Genomic DNA, 22,305 nt, shown 5'->3' on the forward strand with positions numbered 1-22,305 from the left:
AGGTCTGAGCCCAGCCGGACCCCCTCGCTGCGGAGTGCTCGCGCGGCCGGCGCCCCCTGGGCCACCCAGGCCCCACCCCAGCAGACAGCACGAGGTTGCTCCCATGACCCAGCAGGACATCCCGGCCCGCCAGCAGTCCCAGCAGAAGCCGAGCGGCATGCCGTTCGAGCGCTACCGAGCGTTCCCGCCGGTCGACCTGCCCGACCGGACCTGGCCGTCGAACCCGATCACGCACGCGCCCCGGTGGCTCTCCACCGACCTGCGCGACGGCAACCAGGCGCTCATCGACCCGATGAGCCCGGCGCGCAAGATGATGATGTTCGACCTGCTCGTGAAGATGGGCTACAAGGAGATCGAGGTCGGCTTCCCGGCCGCCTCGGAGACCGACTACTCCTTCGTGCGCCAGCTCATCGAGGGCGACCGGATCCCCGACGACGTCACGATCTCGGTGCTGACCCAGGCCCGCGAGGACCTCATCGAGCGCAGCGTCCAGTCGCTGGTCGGCGTGCCGCGCGCCAACATCCACCTCTACAACGCCGTCGCGCCGCTCTTCCGCCGCGTCGTCTTCCGCGCGAGCAAGGACGAGATCAAGGACATCGCCGTCCGCGGCACCAACGCGGTGATGAAGAACGTCGAGAGCTACCTCGACACGACGGTGATCGGCTACGAGTACAGCCCCGAGATCTTCACCGCCACCGAGCTGCCGTTCTCCGCCGAGGTCTGCGAGGCCGTCACCGACGTGTGGCAGCCCGAGGACGGCCGCGAGATCATCCTCAACCTGCCGGCGACCGTCGAGATGTCGACGCCCAACGTCTACGCCGACCAGATCGAGTGGTTCTCCCGCCAGCTGACCCGGCGCGAGCACACCGTCATCTCGCTGCACCCCCACAACGACCGCGGCACCGCCGTCGCCGCCACCGAGCTGGCGATGATGGCCGGCGCCGACCGCGTCGAGGGCTGCCTGTTCGGCCACGGCGAGCGCACCGGCAACGTGTGCCTGGTGACGCTGGGCATGAACCTGTTCAGCCAGGGGATCGACCCGCAGATCGACTTCAGCGACATCGACGAGGTCCGCCGCACGGTCGAGTACTGCACCCAGCTGCCGGTCCACCCGCGGCACCCCTACGCCGGTGACCTGGTCTACACGGCGTTCTCCGGCTCCCACCAGGACGCGATCAAGAAGGGCCTGGAGGACCTCGACCGCCAGGCCGCCGAGCAGGGCGTCCCGGTCGAGCAGCTGCCCTGGGAGGCGCCGTACCTGCCGATCGACCCGCACGACGTCGGCCGCACCTACGAGGCGGTCATCCGCGTCAACAGCCAGTCCGGCAAGGGCGGCGTGGCCTACGTGCTGAAGAACGAGCACAAGCTGGACCTGCCGCGCCGCGCCCAGATCGAGTTCAGCCGGGTCATCCAGGAGCGCACCGACGCCCAGGGCGGCGAGATGACGCCCGACGCGATCTGGGAGGTCTTCCGCGCGGAGTACCTCGACCGCGAGGCGCCGCTGAAGCTCAACTCGGTGCACACCTCGTCGGCGGCGGGGGAGAAGGACCAGCTCACCGTCAACGTGTACGTCGACGGGCAGATGCGCACGCTCGAGGGCTCCGGCAACGGCCCGATCGCCGCGTTCGTCGATGCGATCAACGGGCTCGAGGTCGCCGAGGAGCGCGGCTGGGACGTGCGGGTGCTCGACTACGCCGAGCACGCGCTGTCGGCCGGCGGCGACGCCTACGCCGCGGCGTACGTCGAGTGCGCGGTCGGCGACCAGGTCCTGTGGGGGATCGGCGTCGACCCGAACATCGTCACCGCCTCGCTCAAGGCCGTCGTCAGCGCCGTCAACCGCGCCTGAGCCCCCGCGCCTCCGGCCCGTCGTCGCGCCGTCCGTCGGTCCGGTCCGGTCCGGTCCGGTCGCGGCCCGGCCGCCCTGGACTACTGTGCCTCGCATGCTGGTTTCCGAGCGGATCGGGCAGTTCTTCGTCGAGGGCGACACCGGGCGCGACCGGCTGGAGTACACCGAGTACGGCGCCGGGGACTCCTGGGTGGTGCTCGTCCACGGACAGCTCATGCCGCGCCGGATGCACGCGCCGCTGGCCCGCCGGCTGGCCGCCGAGGGGCTCCACGTCGTCACCATCGACCTGCTCGGGCACGGCCGCTCCGACCGCCCGGCCGACCCGCTCGTCTACTCCGTCACCGCGTTCGCCGAGCAGGTGGTCGCGCTGCTCGACCACCTCGGCGCCGCCCAGGCCGTCGTCGGCGGCACGTCGATCGGCGCCAACATCGCCCTCGAGACCGCGGTCCTCGCGCCCGAGCGGGTGCGGGGACTGATCTGCGAGATGCCGGTCCTCGACAACGCGGTCGAGGCGGGCATCCTCACCTTCGCCCCGCTGCTGATGGCCGCACGGTTCCTGCCCGTCACCGTCACCGCCGTCCGGCGGCTGACCCGGCCGGTGCCGCGGGGGATCGTGCCGTTCTGGGCCGGGATCGTCCTCGACACCCTCGACCAGCGCGCGGACTCGCTCGCCGCGGTCGTGCACGGCCTGTTCTTCGGACGGATGGCGCCGCCGTCGAAGGACCGCCGGCGGATCCAGGTGCCGGCGCTGGTCGTCGGCCACCCCGCGGACCCGGTGCACCCGGCCGCCGACGCGGCGATGCTGGCGGGGGAGCTGCCTCAGGCGACCTTCGTCAAGGCCCGGTCGATCCTCGAGTGGCGGGTCGCCCCCGAGCGGCTCGACCGCGCGGCGGTCGGCTTCGCGCTCGGCTGCTGGCGCTCGACGGGGCGCACGACGGGGCGGCGGCGTCGTACCGGTTCCTGAGTCGCGCACAATGGAGAGGTGCCTCTCTACCGCGACGAGGCGATCGTGCTGCGCACCCACAAGCTGGGGGAGGCCGACCGCATCATCACCCTGCTGACCCGACACCACGGGCGGGTCCGCGCGGTGGCCAAGGGCGTACGCCGCACGACCTCGCGCTTCGGGTCGCGGCTCGAGCCGTTCACGCACGTCGACCTGCAGCTCGCCGAGGGGCGCAACCTCGACACGATCACCCAGGCCGAGACGCTGACGCCGTTCCACTCCGGCATCGGGCTCGACTACGACCGCTACACCGCCGGCACCGTGATGCTCGAGACCGCCGAGCGGCTGGCCGCCGAGGAGCGCGAGCCCTCGCTCCAGCAGTTCCTGCTGCTCGTCGGCGGGCTGCGGGCGATGTCGACCGGCCAGCGGCGACCCGGCCAGGTGCTCGACTCCTACCTGCTCCGGTCGCTGTCGGTGGCCGGCTACGCGCCGTCGTTCGAGCACTGCGCGCGCTGCGGTCTGGAAGGCCCGCACCGCTGGTTCAACCCGTCGATGGGCGGGGTGCTGTGCTCGACCTGCCGGGTGCCGGGGTCGGCGTCGCCGGCGGCCGAGACGCTCTCGCTGCTCGGCGCGCTCCTCGCGGGCGACTGGGAGACCGTCGAGGCGGCCGAGCCCCGGCAGCTGAAGGAGGCGAGCGGCCTGGTCGCGGCGTACCTCCACTGGCACCTCGAGCGCGCCCTGCGCTCGATGGAGCACGTCGAGCGGTGACCTGTCCCCCCGGCGCGCCCTCTAGGCTCGCCGCCGTGAAGCGCGCCGTCCGCCAGCCCACGCCGCACCCCTCGGGTGCCCGGCCCCCGGAGCTCCCGAAGGAGCTCGTCCCGCGCCACGTCGCCGTCGTCATGGACGGCAACGGCCGGTGGGCCAAGGAGCGCGGCCTGCCGCGGACGAAGGGGCACGAGGAGGGCGAGTCCTCGCTGTTCGACGTCGTCGAGGGCGCGATCGAGATCGGAGTCAAGGCGGTCTCGGCCTACGCCTTCTCCACCGAGAACTGGTCGCGCAGCCCCGACGAGGTCCGTTTCCTCATGGGCTTCAACCGCGACGTCATCCGCCGGCGCCGCGACGAGATGCACGAGCTCGGCGTCCGCGTGCGCTGGGCCGGGCGGGCGCCGCGGCTGTGGAAGTCGGTCATCAAGGAGCTCCAGGTCGCCGAGGAGCTCACCCGCGACAACGACGTGCTGACGCTGACCATGTGCGTCAACTACGGCGGCCGCGCCGAGCTCGCCGACACCGCCCGCCGGATCGCCGAGGAGGTCGCCGCCGGCCGGCTCGACCCCCGCAAGGTCGACGAGCGCACCTTCGCGAAGCACCTCTACGTCCCCGAGCAGTCCGACGCCGACCTGGTGTGGCGGACCTCGGGGGAGCAGCGGCTCTCGAACTTCATGCTCTGGCAGGCCGCGTACGCCGAGCTCGTCTACTCCGACGTGCTGTGGCCCGACGTCGACCGGCGGCACCTGTGGGCCGCGATCGAGGAGTACGCCCGGCGCGACCGGCGGTACGGCGGAGCGCGCTGACGCGCCGCACCTGACGATTCGCCTGACCCCGACGGGGGCTCCGGCCTCCTCGTCGTCCTCCCCGCCCTGTGGCTCGGACGACTGCTGGGCCGGCGCGGGGCCGCCGTCGCCGGGGTGGCCACGGTCGCGCTGGTCACCGTCCCGGGACTCGTCTACACCGGCGCCGACGGCATCTTCCTCTCCCGCTCGGTGATCATCCCGGTCGTCGCCACCATCGCCGCGCTCGCCATCGCCGGCGGCATGGAGCAGGTCGGGCGAGCCATGGAGACCGTCGAGCACCAGCGGCGGGTCTCCGAGGCCACGCTCGACACGGTCGACGTCGGGCTGGTGCTGCTCGGCCGGGACGGGGAGTACGTCGCGATCAACCGCCGGCACGAGGACTTCATGGCCCTCGCCTACCCGGACGGCCACGCGGGGCGGCCCGTCAGGTGGGGCACGTCCTGGACGCGGACCGGTCGACCCTCCTGCCGCGCGAGTCGATGCCGACGTACCGCGCGGCGCAGGGGGAGGAGTTCGACGACTGCCGCATCTGGGCCGGCGACGACCCGCTGACCCAGCGCGCGTTGTCGGTCTCGGCGCGGTCGGTGCGGGACGAGGCCGGGCGCTTCGCCGGCGCGGCGCTCGCCTACAAGGACGTCACCGACTTCATGCGCGCGATGGAGGTCAAGGACGAGTTCGTCGCCTCGGTCTCCCACGAGCTGCGCACCCCGCTGACCTCGATCGTCGGCTACGTGCAGATGCTGCTCGAGGACGACGGGCTCGCACCGCAGGCCACGCGGCAGCTCGAGGTCGTCGACCGCAACGCCCAGCGGCTGCTCCGGCTCATCAGCGACCTGCTCGACACCGCCCAGATCGACGCCGGCCCGGTCGGGATGGCGCGTACGCCGTGCGACCTGGCCGGCCTGCTCCGCGACTGCGTCGACGCCGCCCGCCCGGCGTACCGCGCCGCGGGCATCCGCCTCGACCTCGCCGCCCCGCCCGCGCTGTCGATGCTGCTGGACCGGCAGCGCATCGAGCAGGTCGTCGACAACCTGCTCACCAACGCGATGAAGTACAGCCCCAGCGGCACCGAGGTCTGTGTCTCCCTGGCCGTCGAGGACGGCCGGGCCGAGCTCACCGTCGCCGACCAGGGCATCGGCATCTCCGCCGCCGACCGCGACCGGCTCTTCACCCGCTTCTTCCGCTCCCGCGACGCCGAGGACCGCTCGATCCAGGGCGTGGGCCTCGATCTCAGCATCACCCGCGGCATCGTCGAGGCCCACGGCGGCCGGATCGAGGTCGACAGCGAGCTCGGCATCGGCAGCACCTTCCGCGTGCGCCTCCCTCTCGGCTCCACCGCCCGCGCCCCCGCCCCCGCTGGTTGAGGAGGGCCGTCAGGCCGACCGTTGACGAGACCCCTGCCAGCCGACCTTCGGCCTGCAGGCCGTGGGTGGTTGCGGGTGAGGAGCAGCAAGGACGAGGTACGCCGTGGGTCGCGGCCGCTTCCCGGCTCACGGCCGGCGAACTCAACGCGAAGGTTGTTGAAGTTTCTGTCCGAATAGTGGTCTGACCTCGTGAAACAGTGCCGTCACTGTCGGTGGTCGCTGCTTGAGTAGACCCATGGCCAGGGACTCCCGACACAGTGCGCACCCGGTGTGTCGCGCGGTCGCGAAGTCCCGCAAGAAGACCTGTTCCGCGGCAGGCGCGCAGTTGTGGACGATGTCCGACGACGAGGTCTCCAAGACCCTGCTCGAGGCCACTCGGCTGCGCGCGCAGGTCGAGGCGCTCGAGCTGAAGCTGGCAGCCGAGGCCGACCGGAGGGCGGTGGGCGACAAGGTCGGCGCGACCGGCACCGCGTCCTGGTGGGGCCACGAGACCCGCCAGGACCGGCCCGCCGCGAAGCGGCGTATGAGGCTCGCGGAGTCCCTTGACCGCCACGCGCCCACGGCCGCGGCTCTGGCTGAAGGCGCGATCAGCATCGACCACGCGAAGGTGATCACCGAGTGCGTCGACCGGCTCCCGAAAGACCTCGACGACGACTCGATCCCCGAGCGAGCCGAGAAGCACCTGCTGCACGAGGCGCTCGACCTGGACCCGCGATCGCTGGCGATCCTGGCCAAGCACGTCCTGACGGTGGTTGCTCCTGAGATCGGTGAGGAACGCGACGCCCGCGCCTTGGAGCGGGAGGAGCGAGAGGCCCGGGCGAACGCGTGGCTGACGATGTGCCCGGACGGGAAGGGCAGCTACCGCGGGAAGTTCTCCATCCCCACGATGCAGGGCGCGATGCTGAAGAAGATGCTCGTCGCGTTCGCCGCGCCGAAGCACCAGGCGGCGGTGAAGTCCGGCGAGGAGCAGGTGGAGCGGCGGCCGTCACCCGAACGCCTGGGCGACGCGTTCTGCGAGCTCATCGAGCGCCTCCCCGCTCACAAGCTGCCGAAGCTGGGCGGGCTCAACGCCTCGATCATCGTCTTGCTCGACTTCACCGGCCTGAAGAGCGACATCGGCCGCGCGGTCCTCGAGACCGGCGAACCCATCTCCGCCTCCCTGGCCCGACGCATGGCGTGCGAGGCGGGGTTGATCCCTGCTGTCCTGGGCAGCCGCTCCGAGCTGCTCGACCTCGGCCGCGCCGCCCGGCTGTTCACCGGAGCACAACGTCTCGGGATGGTCATCACCCAGCGGGTCTGCACCGCGGTCGGGTGTGACTGGCCGGCTCACCTGTGCCACGCGCACCACGACGACAGCTGGTTCTCCGGCGGACGGACGGACTTCGACAGGGCCCGGCTGCTGTGCCCTCGCCACCACGCGCGGATCCACGACCCCAGGTTCGAGACCACGATCCACCCGGACAACCAGGTCACCTTCCACATGCGGACCTAGACCCCGACCCGCCCGCCTGACGAGCGGCCCCACGCGCACTGTCTTCCTCGCCGGGTCTCGGCGACGCTCGCCAGGGCTCGCTGCTCGCCCCGCGATCTCGCCTGCTCGACCAGCGGTCGGAGAGCTCAGCCGGCGGAGCAGGTGCGGCAGGTGCCGAAGATCTCGAGGGTGTGGCTGACGTCGGTGAAGCCGTGCTCGCCGGCGATGCTGCGGGTCCAGCGCTCGACGGCGGGGCCCTCGACCTCGACGGTGGCGCCGCAGGTGCGGCACACCAGGTGGTGGTGGTGGGTGCCGGAACAGCGGCGGTAGACGGCCTCGCCGTCCTCGGTGCGCAGCAGGTCGACCTCGCCGGCGTCGGCGAGGCGCTGGAGGGTGCGGTAGACGGTGGCGAGGCCGACGGGCTCGCCGCGGCGGCCGAGCAGGTCGTGGATCTCCTGCGCGGAGCGGAAGTCGTCGACGGAGGCGAGGGCCTCGGCCACGGCCAGGCGCTGCCGGGTCGGGCGGAGAGGGGTCTGCTCGGTCATGCGCTGCTCCCGTCAGGGTCCGTCGGTGCGTCAGTGCCCGTCGTCAGTGCTCGTCGTCAGTGCTCGTCGTAGTGCTCGCCGTGCCGGGCATGCCGGTGCCCGTCGTGCACGTAGTCGACGTGGTCGTCGTGCGGCACCGCGAGGTGGCCGCAGGCCGGTCCGTGGTCGTGGTCGTCGTGGTCGGTCGCCTCGAGCGGCGCGACCGCGCCGGCGGGGAAGGGCTGGCGCAGCCGGTCCCGGTGCCGCAGCCACGCGCCCACCGGCCACGTCGCGACGAAGCAGGCGAGCGCCAGCAGCACGATGGTCGGCCCGGGCGCGACCGAGGCGTCGTGGCGCACCGAGATCCAGCCGGCCAGCAGCAGGCCGCCGACCCCGGCGCCGGCGCCGACGACGACGGCCCCGCCGAGCGTGGCGCGGAACGACCGCGCCAGCTGCTGCGAGGCCGCGACCGGCACGATCATCAGCGCCGAGACGAGCAGCAGCCCGACGGTGCGCATCGCGATCGTCACGGTCACGGCGGCGAGCACCGCCACCAGCAGGTTGTAGGCGCGGACGTCGAGCCCCGCGACCTTCGCGAAGTCCTGGTCCTGGGCGACGGTGAACAGCTGGGGCAGCAGCCCGACACCGAGCAACAGGATCAGCGCGGCCAGCCCGATCGTGAACCACACGTCGGTGACCGAGATGGCGGTGATCGACCCGAAGAGGTACTGCTGCAGCTTCGCCGCGCTCTGCCCGGCCAGGCCGGTGATCATCACGCCGCCCGCGAGACCGCCGTAGAACAGCAGTGCCAGCGCCAGGTCGCCGCTGGTGCTGCCGCGCTCTCGGATCACCTCGATGGCGATGGCGCCGAGCACCGCCACGACGACGGCGGTCCAGGTCGGCGCGAAGCCGGTGAGCAGGCCGAGCGCCACCCCGGTGACCGCGACGTGGCCGAGCCCGTCGCCGAGCAGGGCCAGCCGGCGCTGGACGAGGTAGGTGCCGATCACCGGCGCCGCGAGACCGGTCACGAACGCCGCGATCAGTGCGCGCTGCATGAAGGGGTAGCCGAGGAGGTCGATCACCAGTCCGCGTCCTCTCCGGTCCGGTCGAGCGGCGCGACGACGCCGGGGTGGTGGTCGGTACGCCGTGGGTCGGGGTGGTGGTGGCCGTGCGCGTCGTCGAGCTGGAGCGGGGCGCCGTCGTACACGATCCGCCCGTCGCGGAGGACCACGGTGCGGTCGACGAGCGGTGCGAGCGGGCCGAGCTCGTGGGTGACGAGCACGATCGTGCTGCCGGTGCTCGACAGGGTGCCGAGCGCCTCGGCCAGCGCGCGCTGGTTGGGCAGGTCGACGCCGGCGGTCGGTTCGTCGAGGAAGAACAGCTCCGGCTCGCCGGCGAGCGCGCGGGCGATGAGCACCCGCTGCTGCTGGCCGCCGGAGAGCGTGGCGACGCTGTCCCGGGCCCGGTCGGCCAGGCCGACCAGCTCGAGCGCGGAGGTGACCGCGGCCCGGTCGGCCCTGCCGGCGGGCCGGAGCAGGCGACGCCGGGTGAGCCGCCCGGAGGCGACGACCTCGGCGACCGAGGCGGGCACGCCGCTCGCGGCGCTGGCCCGCTGCGGGACGAAGCCCAGCCGGTGGTGGTCGCGGAACTCCGCGATCGGCGTGCCGAAGAGCGACAGCGAGCCGAGCGTCAGCGGTCGCAGGCCGGTCAGCGCGCGCACGAGCGTCGACTTGCCCGACCCGTTGGGCCCGAGCAGCGTCAGGAACTCACCGGGCCGGACGGTGAGGTCGACGTGCCGCAGGATCGGTCGCCCGGCGATCGCGACGGCGCCGTCCCGCAGCTCGACGACGGGGGAGGTGGTGCTCAACAGCCGTTCGCCTCCTGCAGGGCGGCCAGGTTGCGACGCATGAGCGAACCGTAGTCCTCGTCCTCGGTGTCGTCGGTCAGGCCTTCGACGGTGTCGAGGACGGCGGTGCCCACGCCGGCGTCGTCGGCGAGCACCTCGGCGGTCTTCGGGCTGACCAGCGACTCGGAGAAGACGGTGGTCACGCCCTCCTCCCGGATCAGCTCCTGCAGGTCCGCCAGCGCGGCCGGGCTCGGCTCGGCGTCGGGGGAGAGGCCGGTGATGGAGACCAGGTGGAGGCCGTACTTCTCCAGGTAGCCGAACGCGTCGTGGTTGGTGACCACCGTGTCCCGCGCGCACCCGGCCAGCCCGGCGGCGTACTCCGCGTCGAGCTCCTCGAGGTCGGCCCGCAGGTCGGCCGCGTTCGCCCGGAACGTCTCCGCGCCGCCGGGGTCGAGGTCGGCGAGCCGGTCGGCCAAGGCGTCGCCGAGCTCGGCCATCCGGAGCGGGTCGAGCCAGAAGTGCGGGTCGTGGTCGCCGTGGTCATGGCCCTCGTGGCCCTCGTGACCCTCCTCGTCCGCGTGCTCCTCGTCCGCGTGCTCCTCGTCCCCGTGCTCCTCCCCGTGCTCGTGCGCGTGCTCGTCGTCCTCGACGGGTAGCAGGTCGACGACGTCGGCGGCGTCGAGCACGTCGCCGGAGGCGTTCTCGGCGACCGCGGCGTCGACGGCAGGCTGCAGGCCGCTGACGTGGACCACGAGCGCCGCGTCGGTGACGAGGGCGGTCTCGCGGACGCCGAGCTCGAGGTCGTGCGGCTCGCCGCCGGGGGAGGTGAGGTTCTCGACGTCGACCGCGTCGCCGGCGACCCGCTCGGCGACGTACGCCAACGGGTAGAGCGCGGCGGCGACCGTCCCCGAGCCGTCGCTGCTCGCGGGCTCGTCCTCGCCGGTGAGGGCTGCGCACCCGGTGAGCGAGACGGCGACCAAGGTGGCAAGAGCGGGACGGAAAAAGTTCATGAGAACGATTCTCAGACTGGCTGAGAACGGTTGTCAACTCGGGGGGGCACTAGGCTCGGCCGCGTGCTGGTCGTCAACAGGTTCCGCGTGCCCGAGGGCGACGAGCGGTTCCGCGCGGACCTCCAGCGGGCGCACGAGACGCTCGCCGCACGCGCCGGCTACGTCGCCGGCCGCATCGGCCGCAACGTCGACGACCCGACCCTGTGGGTGCTGACGACCACCTGGGAGAACGTCGGTGCCTACCGCCGCGCGCTGTCGTCGTACGACGTGAAGCTGGACGCCGTGCCCGTGCTCAGCAGGGCCCTCGACGAGCCGAGCGCCTACGAGCCGGTCGACCCGGGGACCGTCCTCAACACGGGCGTTCCTCGCTCGCTAGGCTGACCGCTCGCTCGATCCGAGAGCCCCCTGCAGCACCCTGCAGCCCCGCCTGAGAAGTTCCGCTTGAGAGGTTCCCCGTGGCCAAGCCGCCAGCAACCACCGTCGACCACGTCGTCTCCCTCGCCAAGCGGCGAGGCTTCGTCTACCCGTGCGGCGAGATCTACGGCGGCACCCGCTCCGCGTGGGACTACGGCCCGCTCGGCGTGGAGCTGAAGGAGAACATCAAGCGCCAGTGGTGGAAGTCCATGGTCACCATGCGCGAGGACGTCGTGGGCCTGGACTCCAGCATCATCCTGCCGCGCCAGGTGTGGGAGGCCAGCGGCCACGTCGACACCTTCAACGACCCGCTGACCGAGTGCCAGTCGTGCCACAAGCGCTTCCGCTACGACCACCTCCAGGAGGAGTACGCGGAGAAGATGGCCAAGAAGACCGGGCAGAGCGCCGACCCCGACTCCGTCGACCTCGCCGAGGTCGCCTGCACCAACTGCGGCACCCGCGGGGCGTGGACCGAGCCGCGGCAGTTCTCCGGGATGCTCAAGACCCACCTCGGCGTCACCGAGGACGAGACCGGCCTGCACTACCTGCGCCCGGAGACCGCGCAGGGCATCTTCGTGAACTTCGCCAACGTCGTGACCTCGAGCCGCCAGAAGCCGCCGTTCGGCATTGCCCAGATCGGCAAGAGCTTCCGCAACGAGATCACGCCGGGCAACTTCATCTTCCGCACCCGCGAGTTCGAGCAGATGGAGATGGAGTTCTTCGTCAAGCCGGGCGAGGACGAGGAGTGGCACCAGTACTGGATCGACCAGCGCACGCAGTGGTACACCGACCTCGGCATCGACCCCGACAACCTGCGCCACTACGAGCACGCGCAGGAGAAGCTCAGCCACTACTCCAAGCGCACCGTCGACATCGAGTACCGCTTCGGGTTCACCGGCTCGGAGTGGGGGGAGCTCGAGGGCATCGCGAACCGCACCGACTTCGACCTCTCCACGCACGCCCAGCACTCCGGGCAGGACCTGTCGTACTTCGACCAGGCCAACAACGAGCGCTACACGCCCTACGTCATCGAGCCGGCCGCCGGCCTCTCGCGCAGCCTGATGACGTTCCTCGTCGACGCCTACACCGAGGACGAGGCGCCCAACACCAAGGGCGGCGTCGACAAGCGCACGGTGCTGCGGCTCGACCCGCGCCTGGCGCCGGTCAAGGTCGCCGTGCTGCCGCTGAGCCGCAACGCCGACCTCTCGCCCAAGGCCAAGGACCTCGCGACGGAGCTGCGCAGCGCCGGCTGGAACATCGACTTCGACGACTCCGGCGCGATCGGCCGCCGCTACCGCCGCCAGGACGAGATCGGTACGCCGTACTGCGTCACCGTGGACTTCGACACCCTCGAGGACCACGCCGTGACCGTCCGCTCCCGCGACACCATGGAGCAGGAGCGCGTCGGCCTGGACCAGGTGACCGGATGGTTCGCGCAGCGATTCGTCGGTTGCTGACCAGGGGCTCCGTGCACAATCGGGGCATGCGTCCCCTCCGCACCCGCGCCGCGTTCGCCGGCCTGCTCGCCGGCAGCCTGCTGCTGACCGCCTGCTCCGACGACTCCGGGAACGAGCCGGACGCGGAGGGCAGCAGCTCGCCGTCCAGCAGCGCCGGCACGGCGTCGGCGAGCGCGACGCCGTACCTCCCGGTGCCGGACGACGTCGAGCTGACCCCGCCGGGCAGCGAGCTGGAGGTCGGCGAGGAGGCCGTCGTGGCCTACGAGCCGAAGCAGGACCAGGTCGGCGTGCTGTCGATCCGCGTCGACCGGCTGGAGCGGACGTCGTTCAAGGAGTCCTTCAGCGGGTGGCAGCTCGACAAGGCGACGAGGAACTCGAGCCCGTACTTCGTCCGGGCCACCGTCACCAACGCCGGCGAGACGAACCTCGGCGGCCGGCGGCTCCAGCCTCTCTACATCGTCGACGGCAACAACACCCTGATCGAGCACTCGTCGTTCGCGAGCCGCTTCGACCCGTGCCCGAGCGCGCCGCTGCCGAAGAAGTTCGGCCCCGGCAAGAAGGCCGAGGTCTGCCTGGTCTACCTCGCGCCGGACAAGGGCGACCTGACGGCGGTGAGCTTCCGCCCCACGCAGGAGTTCAACCCGGTCACCTGGACCGGTGAGCTGCAGAAGGTCAAGAAGGCGGGCGGCAAGGGCAAGGGCAAGAACAACCAGCGGGGCTGAACCGACCGGCCCCGCCGAGCGTCGGACCAGGCATGAGGCCGTTCCTGCTCGCACTGCTCTCCCTGTCCCTGGTCGGTGGGGCGGCGCCTGCGGTCGCCGCCCCTGTCGCCGCGCCCGACGCCGACCTGCCGCGCGGGCCGGATGCCCGGCTCGCGTGGGTCGAGCGGCTGGAGCGGCCGCGCGGGTCCGCGCTGCTCCACCTGCGCGACGGCACCGAGCGCCGGATCGAGGTGCCCCGCGACCCGGCGCACGAGCTGCGGCTGGTGGGCCCGTCGAACAGCGGCTGGCTGGTGGCCCAGCACCGCCAGACGTCCGTGCGGTTGTACGCCGTCGGCGGCCGCGGCGGCGCCTCGGGGGTCGCGACGGCGTGGGACCGCGCGGGCGGCACGTCGTACCTGTCCTCGTACCGCGGCACCCGGGTGCTGCGGTGGACCCGTGACCGCGACGGCGGGGCGCTCGGCGTGGTGCACGCCCTGGACGGTCGGGTGGTCGCCCGTCGGACGTTCCCGGGCGAGGTCGGCAGGGCGCTGCGGTGGGACGGCGGCGGTGTGCGGATCGCGCTGGCCGACCGCACCTGCGCGTGGGTCCCGCCCGACCCGGGACGGGACGAGCAGGAGCGGCTGACCTGCGTCGACGGGCGCAGCGCGGTCGTCGCGCCGAAGCACGACCTGGCGCTGGTCGAGACGGCCGTCGGGCGTCACGGTCCGACGTCCTTGACCGAGCCGGGGGTGCCCGCGTGGGACGCGGCGTTCCTGCCGAGCGCGGTGTCGGCCGACGGCACCCTCGTCGCCGGCGTCGCGCACACGCCGACCACCCGCCACGAGGACCTGCAGGTACGCCGCGTGGCCGACGGACGCCTGCTCGCAACGCGCCGGCTCACCCACCAGACGGGCGACCGGGTGTGGTTCGAGAAGGACGGTGGCGCGCTGGTCCACCTCTCCGGGGTGCCCGGCAAGGGATACGTGCTGGTCCGCTGTGTCGTGGACGCCGTGGCGGGCGGCGCCGCCTGCGCCCGGGCCAGTCGCTACCGCCGCGAGTGGGGGTTCGCGGTGCAGGGCGCCGTGCCCCGCTGAGGCCGGCCAGGACGATTTGGGCCGCCCGGCGGGCCCGCCGGAGAATGGACCCCATGCCGCTGCCCTCCTCGCTGACCCTCGGGTCGCTGCGCGTCGACACCCCCGTGGTGCTCGCGCCGATGGCCGGCATCACCAACGCGGCGTACCGCCGCCTGTGCGCCGAGCAGGGCGCCGGCCTCTACGTCTGCGAGATGATCACCAGCCGCGGCCTGGTCGAGGGTGACCAGCACACTCGCGACATGCTGGTCTTCGACGAGCTGGAGACCACCCGCTCGGTGCAGCTCTACGGCACCGACCCGGTCTACGTCGGCAAGGCCGCCGAGATCCTTTGCGCGGAGTACGGCGTCGCGCACATCGACCTCAACTTCGGCTGCCCGGTCCCGAAGGTCACCCGCAAGGGCGGCGGCGGTGCGCTGCCCTGGAAGCGCGGGCTGCTCGGCCGGATCCTCGAGCACGCGGTCGCGGCAGCCACGCCCTACGACGTGCCGGTCACGATGAAGACCCGCAAGGGCATCGACGACGACCACCTCACCTACCTCGACGCCGGTCGCATCGCCCAGGAGGCCGGCGCCGCGGCGATCGCGCTGCACGGCCGCACCGTCGCGCAGGCCTACTCCGGTGAGGCCGATTGGGACGCGATCGGCGAGCTGGCCGCGTCCGTCGACATCCCGGTGCTCGGCAACGGCGACATCTGGGAGGCCGCCGACGCGGTGCGGATGGTCGAGCAGACCGGCGCCGCCGGCGTCGTCGTCGGCCGCGGCTGCCTGGGCCGCCCCTGGCTCTTCCGCGACCTGGCCGCAGCGTTCGGCGGCGAGCAGGTCGCGACCCTGCCGACCCTGGGCGAGGTGGCCGCGATGATGCGCCGCCACGCCGAGCTGCTGTGCCAGCACATGGGGGAGGAGCGCGGCTGCAAGGAGTTCCGCAAGCACGTCTCGTGGTACCTCAAGGGCTTCGCCGCCGGCGGCGAGATGCGCCGCTCGCTGGGCCTGGTCGACAGCCTCGCCGCGCTCGACCGGCTGCTCGCCGAGCTCGACCCCGACGAGCCGTTCCCCGCCTCCGAGCTGGGTGCGCCGCGCGGCCGGCAGGGCTCGCCGCGGTCGAAGGTCGTGCTCCCCGAGGGGTGGCTCGACGAGACCGACGGGCTGGGCTGCGTGCTTGCGGAGGACGCCGACAGCGGCTCCGGCGGGTGACTGGACACACAGCAACTTTTGCCGTTCAACTTTCACGCAGTGGCGCCGAGGTGTGTCACGGTGGAGGCCGTGCCGGTCCAGCGACGAGCTGACCGGCCGTCCCATGTACGCAACTGCAAAGGATCAGCGCTGTGGCAGACCACCGCCACAAGCGGGACACCAATGCCCGCCGCAAGCCCCGGGCCGCCTTCGTGGCGGCGCCGATCGCCCTCCTCGCCACCGCCGGCGCCGTCACCCTCGGTGTCGTCGGGGCACCCTCGCCGACCGAGCTGGTGACCGCCAACGCTCGTGAGGCCGCCGTCCCCGGTCCCTCGATGGAGTTCGAGCGCCAGCCGGTCGTCTCCCGTACCTCCGACCGCATCGAACGCGAGCCGACGAAGGCGGAGCGGATGATGGCCGCTGCGGCCACCCGCCGCGCCGTGCGCGAGGCGGACCAGAAGCGGTGGACCACCGAGGCGCTGAACCTGTGGAGCGAGCCCGGGGAGAAGGCCCGCAAGGTCGGCCTCCTCGACGAGCTGACCAAGGTGCTCGTCACCGGCCGCACCCTGTGGGGCCGCGAGGAGGTCGTCGTCGAGGGCCGCTCCCGGTGGGTGAGCGCCGGCTACCTGGTCGCGGACAAGCCCGAGGTCGAGGCCGTCGAGTCGGTGGAGGAAGCCGGCTCCGCGAAGCCCGCGGTCGGTGGCACCTGCACCAACGGCACGTCGGTCTCCGCCGGTGTCAGCCCGAACGTCGCAGCGGTCCACCAGGCGGTCTGCTCGGCGTTCCCGCAGATCACCTCGTACGGCGACTTCCGCAGCGACGGGGAGCACTCGCAGGGCATCGCGCTGGACATCATGGTCAGCGGCGACCTTGGCTGGGAGATCGCGGAGTTCCTCCGCGCGAACTACGGCGAGCTGGGCATCTCCTACCTCATCTACGCCCAGAAGATCTGGTCGGTCGAGCGCTCCGGCGAGGGCTGGCGTGCGATGGAGGACCGCGGCTCGGCCACGGCGAACCACTACGACCACGTCCACGTCACGACGTACTGATCCCGGCGCTCGCTCCGCCGTCGGCACTCCGCCGTCGTCACTCCGTCGGTGGCGGGCCCTAGGCTCGCCCCCGACATGACGACCGAGGAGTTGTACGACGACGCCGACCGCGAGCGGCTCGTCCCGGAGCCGCCGAAGCGCGTCGACGCCCCGGAGCGCACCGCGTTCGAGCGGGACCGGGCCCGGGTGGTCCACGCGGCCGCGTCGCGGCGGCTGGCGGCGAAGACGCAGGTCGTCGACCCCCGGTCCGACGACTTCGTGCGCAACCGGCTCACCCACAGCCTCGAGGTCGCCCAGGTCGCCCGCGACCTGTCCCGGGCGCTGGGCAGCCAGCCGGACATCGCCGAGACCGCGGCGCTGGCGCACGACCTCGGGCACCCGCCGTTCGGGCACAACGGCGAGCGGGTGCTGGCGGAGCTGGCCGGGCCGTGCGGCGGGTTCGAGGGCAACGCCCAGACGCTGCGGTTGCTGACCCGGCTCGAGGCGAAGACCTTCGACGCCGCCGGCCGGTCGGTCGGGCTGAACCTGACCCGCGCCACGCTCGACGCCTGCACGAAGTACCCGTGGCCGCGCGAGCGCGCCGAGGCACCCCAGGGGCACCACGCGGACGGGTCGCCGCGCGAGGTCAGCAAGTTCGGGGTGTACGCCGACGACCGGCCGGTCTTCGACTGGATGCGGGCCGGCTCCGCCGGGGAGCGGAAGTGCCTCGAGGCGCAGGTGATGGACCTCGCCGACGACGTCGCCTACTCCGTGCACGACATCGAGGACGGCATCGTCGCCGGCCGCGTCGACCTCACCCGGCTCGACACCGCCGCGGTCTGGGAGACGGTCCGCGACTGGTACGTCCCCGACGTCGACGACGCGCGCCTCGACGAGGTCCTCGCCGGGCTGCGGACGCAGGGGTCCTGGCCGGTCGCGCCCTACGACGGCAGCCGGCGCGGGCTGGCCGCGCTGAAGAACCTCACCAGCGACCTGATCGGCCGGTTCTGCGGCGCGGTGCAGCACGCGACGTACGCCGCGGGGGAGGGGCCGTTCGTCCGCTACCGCGCCGACCTGGTCGTCCCCGAGGCGACCCGGCTGGAGATGGCGGTGCTCAAGGGGATCGCCGCGCGCTACGTGATGCAGGCCGAGGACCGCGTGGCCCTGATGGACCGGCAGCGCGCGCTGCTGGCCGGGCTGGTCGCGGCGTTGGTCGAGCGGGGGCCGGACGGCCTGCAGCGGCCGTTCGCGGACGACTGGCGGGAGGCGGCCGACGACGCCGCACGGCTGCGGGTCGTCGTCGACCAGGTGGCGTCGCTGACCGACGCGAGCGCGGTCGCCTGGCACACGAGGCTGGTCGGCGCCGGGGACTGACCGGCCGGTTGAAGGGCCAGCGGTAGCGTCGGCGACCATGACCGACCGACTCGTCTGGCTGCCGTTCGACCCCGCCGAGCTGGGCGACCCGCCGGCGGGTCTGCGCTACGAGGTGGTCGACCCGACGCAGGAGGTCCCGGACTCGGTCGAGGACGTGCGGTTCTACGTGCCGCCGTACCAGATGGGGCCGGCGATCGGAGACGTGCTGCCGCGCATGCGCGGCCTCGAGGTGGTGCAGCTGCTCTCGGCCGGCGTCGACAACGTGCGCTCGCGGGTGCCGGAGGGCGTCGCGCTGTGCAACGGCCGCGGCATCCACGACACCTCGACCGCCGAGCTCACGCTCGCGCTGGTGCTGGCGTCCCTGCGGGGCATCCCGGACTTCGTCCGCGCCCAGGACCGTCGCGAGTGGACGCCCGGCTGGCGGCCGGCGCTCGCGGACCGGAAGGTCCTGCTGGTCGGCCACGGCGCGATCGGCGAGGCGATCGAGACCCGGCTGCTGCCGTTCGAGGTCGAGGTCGTCCGCGTCGCGCGCACGGCCCGCGACGGCGTGCACCCGGTCGAGGATCTGCCGGCGCTGCTGCCCGACGCCGACGTCGTCATCCTCGTCGTGCCGCTCACCGACGCCACGCGCGGTCTGGTGGACGCCGACTTCCTCGCCCGGATGAAGGAGGGCGCGCTGCTCGTCAACGTCGCCCGCGGAGCCGTCGTGGTGACCGACGACCTGGTCGCCGCGCTGCACTCCGGTCGCGTCCGCGCGGCGATCGACGTGGCCGAGACCGAGCCGCTGCCGGCCGACAGCCCGCTCTGGGACGCGCCGGGGCTGCTCGTCAGCCCGCACGTCGGCGGGGCGAGCAGCGCGATGTGGCCGCGGGCCCACCGGCTGGTGCGCGACCAGCTGCACCGGTACGCCGCGGGCGAGCCTCTCCACAACCTGATGACCGGCGAGTACTGATCGCGCCGCGGCACCTAGGATCGGCTTCGTGGCAGGCCTGATCCGCGAGGAGAGCATCGCCGAGGTGCGCGAGAAGGCGCGCATCGATGACGTGGTCGCCGAGCACGTCACGCTCCGCAACGCCGGTGGCGGCTCCATGAAGGGGTTGTGCCCCTTCCACGACGAGAAGTCCCCGTCGTTCCACGTCACGCCGAGCCGGGGGTTCTTCCACTGCCTGGCCGGCGAGACCCGGGTCCTCACATACGACGGGCCGCGTCCGATCGCGGACCTGGCCGGGGGCACCCACCGCATCCTCGGCGTTCGCGGCAACTGGATCGAGGCGCCGTTCAAGTCGTACGGCGTCCAACCGCTGATGCGTATCACCGTCGGCCGCAATCGCCAGGTGAAGGACCTTCATGCGACCGACGAGCACCGCTGGTTCGTTCGCACTGACAACGGCAGTGGGCACCGGGAGGTGCTCACCAAGGACTTGAAGCCGGGTGACCGGCTGGTCCCGAAGTTCCCTCGCTCGCGCATACAACGCACGACGCCGTCGCCCTTCGGCATCGCCCACGGCTTCACCTACGGTGACGGGACGCGCAGCGGCACCGGCAGCATGGCGCTGCTCTGTCCGCCCAAGGACCTCGCGATGCTCAAGTGGTTCCCCAACAGCCACACCAGTGCGTCGGGCGACAACCTCCTGGTCCACCACTTGCCGGCGTTCTTCAAGGACCGTCCTCCGCTGGGCGAGTCGGTGTCGTACCTGTACGGGTGGCTTGCTGGCTACTTCGCTGCAGACGGGTGCGTGGCCAGCGACGGCACCGTGATGCTGAACTCGGCCGACCGCGAGGACCTCGAGTTCGTGCGGACGGTCTGCACGCGGCTCGGCATCGCGACGTACGGAATCACCACCCAGCTGCGAGAGGGGTTCCCGGGCCGGGAGCCGTCCGAGCTGCACCGGGTGCATCTCGTGAATGAGGACCTCACTGAGTCGTTCTTCCTTCTTGACCAGCACCGACAGCGCTTCGTCGATGCGGACAAGAAGTTCGCGCGTCGCGGATGGGTGGTCCGGGCCGTCGAGACGACCGACCGGGTGGAGGAGGTGTTCTGCGCCGAGGTCGAGGACGGGCACGCCTTCACCCTCGAGGACAACATCCTCACCGGCAACTGCTTCGGCTGCCAGGCCGGCGGCGACGTCATCAAGTTCGTGATGGACATCGACGCGCTGTCCTTCGCCGAGGCCGTCGAGCGGCTGGCCGACAAGTACGGCGTGCAGCTGCGGCGTGAGGAGGGCGACGTCCGCGACGACCGCCCGAAGGGGCCCCAGCGCGGCCGCCTCGTCGAGGCGCACAAGGTCGCCCAGCAGTTCTACGCCGAGCAGCTCGCGACGCCCGACGCCCTGGTCGCCCGGCAGTTCCTCGCCGAGCGCGGCTTCGACCAGTCCGCGGCCGAGACGTTCGGCATCGGCTTCGCCCCGCGCGACGGCGACGCGCTTTTCAAGCACCTGCGCCAGCTGGCGTTCTCCCAGGAGGAGCTGGTCGTCGGCGGCCTCGTCGCGGTCGGCCGGTCGGCGTACGACCGCTTCCGCGGGCGCCTGCTCTGGCCGATCCGCGACGCCAGCGGCGACACCATCGGCTTCGGCGCGCGACGGATCTTCGACGACGACCGCATCGACGCGAAGTACCTCAACACCTCCGAGACCCCGATCTACAAGAAGAGCCAGGTGCTCTACGGCATCGACCTGGCGCGCAAGGACATGGCGCGGTCGAGCCAGGCGGTCGTGGTCGAGGGCTACACCGACGTGATGGCCTGCCACCTGGCCGGCGTGACGAGCGCGGTGGCCACCTGCGGCACCGCCTTCGGCGACGAGCACGCGCGGGTGCTGCGACGGTTCATGAACGACCACGAGGAGTTCCGCGGCGAGGTGATCTTCGCCTTCGACGGCGACGCCGCCGGGCAGAAGGCCGCGCTGCGCACCTTCAGCGGCGACCAGAACTTCGTGTCCCAGACCTACGTCGCGGTCGAGCCCGACGGCCTGGACCCGTGCGACCTGCGGATCAAGCAGGGCGACGCGGCCGTCCGCGAGCTGGTGGCCCGCCGGGTCCCGCTCTACCGCTTCGTGCTGTCCAACGTCGTCGGGAAGTACGACCTCGACCGCGCCGACAGCCGGGTCGACGCGCTTCGCGAGGGCGCCCGGCTCGTCTCCAGCATCCGCGACAAGTCCAAGGTCGACGCCTTCGCGCGCGAGCTGGCCGGCATGGTCGGCATCGACGTCGACCAGGCGCGTGCGGAGGTACGCCGTGCGGCCGCGCGCGGCCCCGTCAGGGCCGACCAGCGGGGGAGCCGCCGCGGAGAGCCCCAGCAGCCGGACACCTCGGCGCCGCCGGCCCCGCGCAACCCGGTCCCGGACCTGCGCGACCCCCGCTTCGCCCTCGAGCGCGAGACGCTCAAGCTGGTCATCCAGCACCCGATGGCGATCGGGCGCACCACCTCCGACATCGGCGTCGAGGACTTCACCCACCCGGTCTACCGCGCGGTCTGGGAGCTGGTCGCCGCGGCGGGTGGGCCCGTCGCCGGGTCGGGCGACGCGACGTGGGCCGGCCGCCTGCGCGACGCCGCCACCGACCCCGCGGTCTCGTCGGCGATCAGCGCGCTGGGCGTCGAGCCGATCCGCACCGCAAAGGAGCCGGACGCGGCGTACGTCTCGGTCCACGTCTTCCGCCTGCTCGAGCTCACCGCCATGCGCCGCATCGCCGACCTGAAGTCGAAGCTCCAGCGCACCAACCCGGTCGAGAACGCCGCCGAGTACAACCGGATGTTCGGCGAGCTCGCCGCCCTCGAGCAGCACCGCCGCACCCTGCGCGAGCGCACGGTCGGTGCGTCGTGAGGCGGCTCGCGTGAGGGTGCCGCGCCGCCGGGAGCGGCCCGACCTCGACGTGCCCCGCGGCGAGCGCCTGCTCGCCTGGACCGACACCTCCCTCGGCCCCGTCGGAGGCTCGCGGGACGCGCTCTACCTGCCCACTGCCCGCCTGCCCTGGGAGCAGGTCGAGACCGCGAGCTGGGACCGGGACACCGGCGAGCTCGTCGTCCGCGAGGTCGGCTCCTGGGGCGCGCCCGGCGCGGTGCACCGGATGTCGGTGGAGGAGCCGGGGCGGCTGCTGCAGCTGGTGCGGGAGCGGGTCACGGCGAGCGTCGTGCTGACCCGGTTCGTCGAGGTCGGGGCCGGCCGCGGGCTGCGCGTCGTCGCCCGGCGGGCCGCCTCGGGCGACCGGTCGCCGACCTGGTCGTGCGACCTCGACGAGGGTCTCGACCCCGCCGACCCGGCCGTCCAGGAGGCCGCCGAGCGGTGCCTGGCGGCCGCGCGCGCGGAGGTCGAGCCGGGCTGAGCCCCCGATTTTCTCCGTGCTCCCCGGCCTTGCTAATGTGTGCGCGCTGCACCGCGATCCCCTGTAGCTCAACTGGCAGAGCATTCGGCTGTTAACCGGAGGGTTGTTGGTTCGAGTCCAACCGGGGGAGCAGAGCGAGGGCCTGGCACATCGTGCCGGGCCCTCGGTGCATTTCC

The 22,305-nt window shown here is 72.6% G+C and carries 21 protein-coding genes, 1 tRNA gene and 1 pseudogene; 19 read left to right on the top strand and 4 right to left on the bottom strand.

Annotated elements, in window-relative coordinates; all coding sequences use genetic code 11:
* Positions 1–103: 103 nt before the first annotated feature.
* From leuA to H7344_RS17270, 7 genes are all read left to right on the top strand, one after another.
* Positions 104–1,846, top strand: a complete 1,743-nt coding sequence (gene leuA, locus H7344_RS17240) for a 2-isopropylmalate synthase (protein ID WP_229707206.1) — start codon at positions 104–106, stop codon at positions 1,844–1,846.
* A gap of 94 nt (positions 1,847–1,940) precedes the next feature.
* A complete protein-coding gene (locus H7344_RS17245) occupies positions 1,941–2,810 on the top strand; it encodes an alpha/beta fold hydrolase (RefSeq protein WP_186347234.1) in 870 nt (289 codons plus the stop codon).
* 18 nt (positions 2,811–2,828) lie between these two features.
* Entirely contained in the window at positions 2,829–3,557 is a 729-nt protein-coding gene (gene recO, locus H7344_RS17250; RefSeq protein ID WP_186347235.1) for a DNA repair protein RecO, read from the top strand.
* Positions 3,558–3,592: 35 nt separating this feature from the next.
* Positions 3,593–4,360, top strand: coding sequence for an isoprenyl transferase (locus H7344_RS17255; RefSeq protein WP_166193506.1), 768 nt, complete (start codon positions 3,593–3,595; stop codon positions 4,358–4,360).
* A 114-nt stretch (positions 4,361–4,474) separates the two neighbouring features.
* Positions 4,475–4,912, top strand: a complete 438-nt coding sequence (locus H7344_RS17260; RefSeq protein WP_186347236.1) for a hypothetical protein — start codon at positions 4,475–4,477, stop codon at positions 4,910–4,912.
* Positions 4,840–5,724 carry a sensor histidine kinase gene (locus H7344_RS17265; protein ID WP_186347237.1) on the top strand — a complete coding sequence of 295 codons (885 nt, stop codon included), beginning with the start codon at positions 4,840–4,842 and terminating at the stop codon, positions 5,722–5,724. Before H7344_RS17260 ends, H7344_RS17265 begins: the two co-directional genes overlap by 73 nt.
* A 334-nt stretch (positions 5,725–6,058) precedes the next feature.
* Positions 6,059–7,216, top strand: coding sequence for an HNH endonuclease signature motif containing protein (locus H7344_RS17270; RefSeq protein ID WP_186347238.1), 1,158 nt, complete (start codon positions 6,059–6,061; stop codon positions 7,214–7,216).
* Between the two features lie 125 nt (positions 7,217–7,341).
* Here the strand turns inward: H7344_RS17270 and H7344_RS17275 are convergent, their stop codons facing one another.
* Genes H7344_RS17275 through H7344_RS17290 form a run of 4 tightly spaced genes read right to left on the bottom strand, consistent with a single transcriptional unit; the run spans position 7,342 to position 10,575 of the window.
* Positions 7,342–7,740: a Fur family transcriptional regulator gene (locus H7344_RS17275; protein WP_186347239.1), complete on the bottom strand. Its 399-nt coding sequence runs from the start codon at positions 7,738–7,740 to the stop codon at positions 7,342–7,344.
* A gap of 56 nt (positions 7,741–7,796) precedes the next feature.
* Complete coding sequence (locus H7344_RS17280) at positions 7,797–8,801, bottom strand: metal ABC transporter permease (RefSeq protein WP_308423366.1); 1,005 nt, start codon at positions 8,799–8,801, stop codon at positions 7,797–7,799.
* The gene (locus H7344_RS17285) at positions 8,798–9,586 is read right to left on the bottom strand and encodes a metal ABC transporter ATP-binding protein (RefSeq protein ID WP_186347240.1); all 789 of its coding nucleotides are present in this window, start codon (positions 9,584–9,586) and stop codon (positions 8,798–8,800) included. Before H7344_RS17285 ends, H7344_RS17280 begins: the two co-directional genes overlap by 4 nt.
* Positions 9,583–10,575, bottom strand: coding sequence for a metal ABC transporter substrate-binding protein (locus H7344_RS17290; protein WP_186347241.1), 993 nt, complete (start codon positions 10,573–10,575; stop codon positions 9,583–9,585). Before H7344_RS17290 ends, H7344_RS17285 begins: the two co-directional genes overlap by 4 nt.
* Before the next feature lie 63 nt (positions 10,576–10,638).
* Between H7344_RS17290 and H7344_RS17295 the strand changes: the two genes are divergently transcribed.
* From H7344_RS17295 to H7344_RS17345, 12 genes and pseudogenes are all read left to right on the top strand, one after another.
* Positions 10,639–10,956 (top strand): antibiotic biosynthesis monooxygenase family protein, encoded by a 318-nt coding sequence (locus H7344_RS17295; protein ID WP_186347242.1) that lies wholly within the window; start codon positions 10,639–10,641, stop codon positions 10,954–10,956.
* 74 nt (positions 10,957–11,030) lie between these two features.
* Positions 11,031–12,446 (top strand): glycine--tRNA ligase, encoded by a 1,416-nt coding sequence (locus H7344_RS17300; protein ID WP_186347243.1) that lies wholly within the window; start codon positions 11,031–11,033, stop codon positions 12,444–12,446.
* Positions 12,447–12,472: 26 nt separating this feature from the next.
* The gene (locus tag H7344_RS17305) at positions 12,473–13,168 is read left to right on the top strand and encodes a hypothetical protein (RefSeq protein WP_186347244.1); all 696 of its coding nucleotides are present in this window, start codon (positions 12,473–12,475) and stop codon (positions 13,166–13,168) included.
* A 32-nt stretch (positions 13,169–13,200) separates the two neighbouring features.
* Positions 13,201–14,241, top strand: a complete 1,041-nt coding sequence (locus H7344_RS17310; RefSeq protein WP_186347245.1) for a hypothetical protein — start codon at positions 13,201–13,203, stop codon at positions 14,239–14,241.
* Between the two features lie 44 nt (positions 14,242–14,285).
* Positions 14,286–15,431: a tRNA dihydrouridine synthase DusB gene (dusB, locus tag H7344_RS17315; RefSeq protein WP_373286529.1), complete on the top strand. Its 1,146-nt coding sequence runs from the start codon at positions 14,286–14,288 to the stop codon at positions 15,429–15,431.
* 131 nt (positions 15,432–15,562) lie between these two features.
* A complete protein-coding gene (locus tag H7344_RS17320) occupies positions 15,563–16,459 on the top strand; it encodes a hypothetical protein (protein WP_186347247.1) in 897 nt (298 codons plus the stop codon).
* 75 nt (positions 16,460–16,534) lie between these two features.
* On the top strand, positions 16,535–17,812 hold the full coding sequence (locus tag H7344_RS17325; RefSeq protein ID WP_186347248.1) for a deoxyguanosinetriphosphate triphosphohydrolase: 1,278 nt from the start codon (positions 16,535–16,537) through the stop codon (positions 17,810–17,812).
* Between the two features lie 37 nt (positions 17,813–17,849).
* Positions 17,850–18,764, top strand: a complete 915-nt coding sequence (locus H7344_RS17330; protein ID WP_186347249.1) for a 2-hydroxyacid dehydrogenase — start codon at positions 17,850–17,852, stop codon at positions 18,762–18,764.
* Between the two features lie 28 nt (positions 18,765–18,792).
* A pseudogene (locus tag H7344_RS21385) lies at positions 18,793–18,978 on the top strand (CHC2 zinc finger domain-containing protein); the annotation flags it as partial.
* Positions 18,979–19,569: 591 nt separating this feature from the next.
* A complete protein-coding gene (dnaG, locus tag H7344_RS17335; RefSeq protein WP_229707209.1) occupies positions 19,570–21,630 on the top strand; it encodes a DNA primase in 2,061 nt (686 codons plus the stop codon).
* A gap of 10 nt (positions 21,631–21,640) precedes the next feature.
* Complete coding sequence (locus tag H7344_RS17340; RefSeq protein WP_222130813.1) at positions 21,641–22,129, top strand: hypothetical protein; 489 nt, start codon at positions 21,641–21,643, stop codon at positions 22,127–22,129.
* 57 nt (positions 22,130–22,186) lie between these two features.
* Positions 22,187–22,259: transfer RNA gene (locus H7344_RS17345), tRNA-Asn, on the top strand.
* Positions 22,260–22,305: the final 46 nt, after the last annotated feature.

It is taken from the genome of Nocardioides deserti, assembly GCF_014266025.1.
GTDB classification, from domain to species: Bacteria; Actinomycetota; Actinomycetes; order Propionibacteriales; family Nocardioidaceae; genus Nocardioides; species Nocardioides deserti.